Source organism: Tepidimonas sp. (genome assembly GCF_029335975.1).
Classification (GTDB): Bacteria; Pseudomonadota; Gammaproteobacteria; order Burkholderiales; family Burkholderiaceae_C; genus Tepidimonas.
The window spans coordinates 1-4,456 of record NZ_JARJMT020000024.1 but is presented as its reverse complement, the minus strand read 5'-3'; the positions used below and the strand labels follow the sequence as shown (position 1 = coordinate 4,456).

Genomic DNA, 4,456 nt, shown 5'->3' with positions numbered 1-4,456 from the left:
CAGTTGCATGGCCATCATGCACTGGAGGCCGATTGGATCGACGATCAGGCCCGCGCCGTGCTGGAAGATGTGACCGTCGCGGCGATCAAGGTCGGCTTCGCGGGCAGTGCCTCTGGATTGGCTGCGATTGGCGAAATCCTGAGCGACTACGACGAGCTGCCAGTGGTGACTTACCTGCCCGAGCTGGCCTGGTGGACCGACAGCGAACGCGAAGTCTATCTGCAAGCCTGCGAGGATTTGGTGCTGCCCCAAACCGATGTGCTGGTGGGCAACCACCATACCCTGGCGCGCTGGCTGCTGCCGGACTGGGACGATGAGCGCCCACCCGGTCCGCGCGATATCGCCCGCGCCGCGGCGCAGCACGGCGTGCCGTACACCCTGGTCACCGGCCAGACGCGTGGCGAACGCATCGACAACCATCTGGCCTCGCCCGAGGTCGTCCTCGCCCATGCCGAATTCGAGCGCATCGACGCCACATTCATCGGGGCTGGGGATACGCTCTCTGCCGCCCTGACTGCGCTGCTGGCACACGGCAGCGAGCTCTCACAGGCCGGCGCCGAGGCGCTGGCGTACCTGGACCAGGCACTGGCCCATGGCTTTCAGCCCGGCATGGGTCACGCCGTGCCCGACCGACTTTTTTGGGCCGATAGCGACAGCACCGACGGCCCAGACGAATCTTCCTCGCCTTCACCATGACCGACCGCAACCTGCTCCTGTTCGACCGTGCCAAGGCCGTCATCCCCGGCGGCGTCAACTCCCCTGTGCGTGCTTTCAAGGCCGTCGGTGGCATCCCGCGCTTCGTGGCTCGGGCCGCCGGCCCCTATTTCTGGGATGCCAACGGGCAGCGCTATATCGACTACATCGGCTCTTGGGGGCCGATGATCCTTGGCCACGGCCACCCAGAGGTGGTCGAGGCGGTGCAAGCCGCCGTGCGCGAGGGCTTTTCGTTCGGCGCGCCGACCGAGCGCGAGATCGAACTGGCCGAAGCAATCATCCGCCTGCTGCCGAGCCTGGAGATGGTGCGCCTGGTCAGCTCGGGGACCGAAGCCGCAATGAGCGCCATTCGTCTGGCGCGCGGTGCCACCGGCCGGCCCAAGATCATCAAGTTCGAAGGCTGCTACCACGGCCATGCGGATGCCTTGCTGGTCAAGGCCGGCTCGGGGCTGGCTACCTTTGGTCACCCCACCAGCGCCGGCGTGCCGCCGGAGGTGGTGCAGCACACGCTCGTGCTCGAATACAACAACGTCGAGCAGCTGGAGGCGGCGTTCGCCGAGCACGGGCCGCAGATCGCCGCCCTGATGATCGAGCCGATCTCCGGGAATATGAACTTCGTGCGCGCCAGCGTGCCGTTCATGCGCCGCTGCCGCGAGCTATGCACACAGCACGGGGCGCTGCTGGTGTTCGACGAGGTGATGACCGGCTTTCGTGTCGCGCTGGGCGGCGCGCAAAGCCTTTACGCGCGCCTGATCCCAGGCTTCGAGCCGGACATGACGGTGATGGGCAAAGTCATCGGCGGCGGCATGCCGCTGGCAGCCTTCGGCGGCAAGCGCGCGGTGATGGAGCAGCTCGCCCCGCTCGGGCCGGTCTACCAAGCCGGCACGCTGTCGGGCAATCCGGTGGCCACTGCCTGCGGCTTGGCCACGCTGCGCCTGATCCAGCAGCCGGGCTTCTTCGAGCAACTGGGGGCACGCACGCGTGCGCTGGTCGAGGGCCTGAAAGCCGAGGCCGAACGCGCCGGCGTGCCGTTCAGCGTCGACAGCGAGGGCGGCATGTTCGGCTTTTTCCTGCTGCCCGAGCTACCGCAGAACTACGCCCAGGTGATGGCCAGCGACAGCGCACGCTTCAACCGTTTCTTCCACGGGATGCTGGAGCGCGGTGTCTACTTCGCCCCGGCGCTGTACGAGGCTGGGTTCGTCAGCGCCGCGCACGGCGAGGCCGAGATCGAGGCGACGCTGCAGGCCGCGCGCGCCGTTTTGGCCGCCCTATGAGCCGCGCATGCCCACCCGTCGCGGCTGTGTGTAGAGACTGGCTGGCGGTCTGGCCGTGGGGCTGACCGGGCTGCTGGGCCTGCCCGTCTTCGGGCACGCCGCCCCGGCCCGCCGCCGCTATGGCCATCTGAATCACAGCAAACGGGCCAACAGGGCGCCGTCGGCCGGTCCTTCTAGTGGCACCCAAACGCGCAGTGGGTTGCCGGCCGCGACCTCGATCGCACGTCCATCGGCGTCTTGCATGGCGGACAGTGTCACGACGCGGTTGCCGCGCGGATGGATCACCTCCAGCCGGTCCCCCACGGCAAAGCGGTTTTTGGTCTGCACTTCGGCCCAGCCGTCGGCACGCATCCCCACGACGTCGCCGACATACTGGCTGCGGGTGGGCGCGGAGTGGCCGCTGGCGTAGTTCTGATAGTCCTGCGCCGGACGGCGCACCAACAGGCCGCTGGTGTAGCCTCGGTTGGCCAAGCCCTCCAGCTCGGCGAGCAGGGCCGGGTCGAACGGCCGGCCGGCCACCGCGTCGTTGATCGCGCGCCGGTACACCTGTGCGGTGCGCGCCACATAGTACACACTCTTGGTGCGGCCCTCGATCTTGAGCGAATCGACCCCGATGCGCACCAAGTCCTGCACGTATTCCACCGCGCGCAGGTCGCGGCTGTTGAGAATGTAGGTGCCGTGCTCGTCTTCCATCACCGGCATCAGCTCGCCGGGGCGCGAGGCCTCCTCCAGCAGCCAGATGCGGTCGGCGAGCGGATGGCGCTGCCCGTCGCCGGTGGTCGCGCGCATCGCCTCGGCCTGCGCCTGCTCGCGCGCGAAATCGAAGTCTGCATCCAGTCGGCCAGCTTCGGCCTCCTCGGCCGCGTGCGTGCGATAGCCCCAGCGGCAGGCATTGGTGCAGGTGCCCTGGTTGGGGTCGCGGCGGTTGAAGTAGCCGCTGAGCAAACAGCGTCCGGAGTAGGCGATGCACAGGGCGCCGTGCACGAACACCTCCAACTCCACGTCGGGACAGGCGTCGCGAATCTGGGCAATTTCTTCCAGGCTCAGCTCGCGGCTCAAGATGATGCGCGCCACCCCGGCGCGCTGCCAAAATTTCACCGCCGCCCAGTTGGTGGTGTTGGCCTGCACCGACAGGTGAATCGGCACCTCGGGCCAGCGGCCACGCTCCATCTCCTCGCGCACCAGCATGATCAGGCCCGCATCGGCCATGATCAGCGCATCTGGCCGCAGCGCCACCACCGGCGCCAGATCGCGCAGATAGGTGCGCACCTTGTCGTTGTGCGCGATCAGGTTGCTGGTGACAAAGAAGCGTTTGCCGCGTGCATGCGCCTCGGCAATGCCCTGGGCGATTTGCTCCAGGCGAAATTCATTGTTGCGCGCGCGCAGCGAATAGCGCGGCTGGCCGGCGTAGACGGCATCGGCGCCGAAGTCGAACGCAGCGCGCAAGTGCGCCAGCGAGCCAGCGGGCAGCAGGAGTTCTGGGCTGTGCGAAACCATACGCAATCGTAGCGGAGCGAAAACCACGCGCCGCACAAGTAAGAAAACACGACCCCCGCAGGGGCCGTTGCGCCGGACAAACGCCACCGCGTCAGACCGTCACGGTCTTGGCGGTCTGCGCGTATTCCTCGATCTGATCGAAGTTCATGTAGCGGTACACCTCGCTGGCCTTCTGGTTGATGACGCCCATCTCGGCCATGTATTCCTCCACCGTCGGCAAGCGCCCCAGGCGGGATGCGATGGCCGCCAATTCGGCCGACGCCAAGAAGACGTTGGTGTTGCGCCCCAGGCGATTGGGGAAGTTGCGGGTGCTGGTGGAGACCACGGTCGAGCCCTCACGCACCTGCGCCTGGTTGCCCATGCACAGGCTGCAGCCAGGCATCTCGGTGCGCGCGCCAGCGGTGCCGAAGGTGGCGTAGAAGCCCTCCTTGATCAGCTCGTTCTGGTCCATCTTGGTCGGCGGCGCCACCCACAGCCGCACGGGGATGTCGCGCTGGCCATGTAGCAGTTTGGCGGCGGCGCGGAAGTGACCGATATTGGTCATGCACGAGCCGATGAAGGCCTCATCGATCGGGGTGTTTTGCACCTGGGAGAGGAATTTGGCATCGTCCGGATCGTTGGGGCAGCACAGGATGGGCTCCTTGATCTGGTCGAGATCGATCTCGATCACAGCGGCGTATTCGGCGTCGGGGTCGGCTTCCAACAATTCCGGCTTGGCCAGCCACGCCTCCATCGCCTTGATGCGCCGCGCCAGGGTACGGGCATCCTGGTAGCCGTCGGCGATCATGTTCTTGAGCAGCACGATGTTGCTCTGCAGGTACTCGATGATCGGCTCTTTGTTGAGCTTGATCGTGCAGCCTGCTGCCGAGCGCTCGGCCGACGCGTCGGAAAACTCGAATGCCTGTTCCACCTTCAAATCGGGCAGGCCCTCGATTTCCAGGATACGGCCAGAGAAGATGTTCTTCTTGCCC

The 4,456-nt window shown here is 66.6% G+C and carries 4 protein-coding genes; 2 read left to right on the top strand and 2 right to left on the bottom strand.

The window, feature by feature from the left end; genetic code table 11:
• On the top strand, window positions 1-696 hold a 696-nt coding region (locus P3W97_RS01315; protein WP_300843166.1), incomplete at its 5' end, for a bifunctional hydroxymethylpyrimidine kinase/phosphomethylpyrimidine kinase.
• Window positions 693-1,988, top strand: coding sequence for a glutamate-1-semialdehyde 2,1-aminomutase (gene hemL / locus P3W97_RS01310; protein ID WP_300843165.1), 1,296 nt, complete (start codon window positions 693-695; stop codon window positions 1,986-1,988). The genes P3W97_RS01315 and hemL, both read left to right, overlap by 4 nt.
• A gap of 132 nt (window positions 1,989-2,120) precedes the next feature.
• On the opposite strand, the gene yegQ is transcribed toward hemL, so the two are convergent.
• The gene (yegQ, locus tag P3W97_RS01305; RefSeq protein WP_300843164.1) at window positions 2,121-3,485 is read right to left on the bottom strand and encodes a tRNA 5-hydroxyuridine modification protein YegQ; all 1,365 of its coding nucleotides are present in this window, start codon (window positions 3,483-3,485) and stop codon (window positions 2,121-2,123) included.
• 91 nt (window positions 3,486-3,576) lie between these two features.
• The coding region (locus tag P3W97_RS01300) for an aconitase family protein (RefSeq protein WP_300843163.1) at window positions 3,577-4,456 on the bottom strand (880 nt) is incomplete at its 5' end.

What these genes read in the sequence shown, in the direction of transcription:
- hemL (WP_300843165.1), top strand. Translation starts at nt 693, where the DNA reads ATGACCGACCGCAACCTGCTCCTGTTCGACCGTGCCAAGGCCGTCATC.
- yegQ (WP_300843164.1), bottom strand. Translation starts at nt 3,485, where the DNA reads ATGGTTTCGCACAGCCCAGAACTCCTGCTGCCCGCTGGCTCGCTGGCG.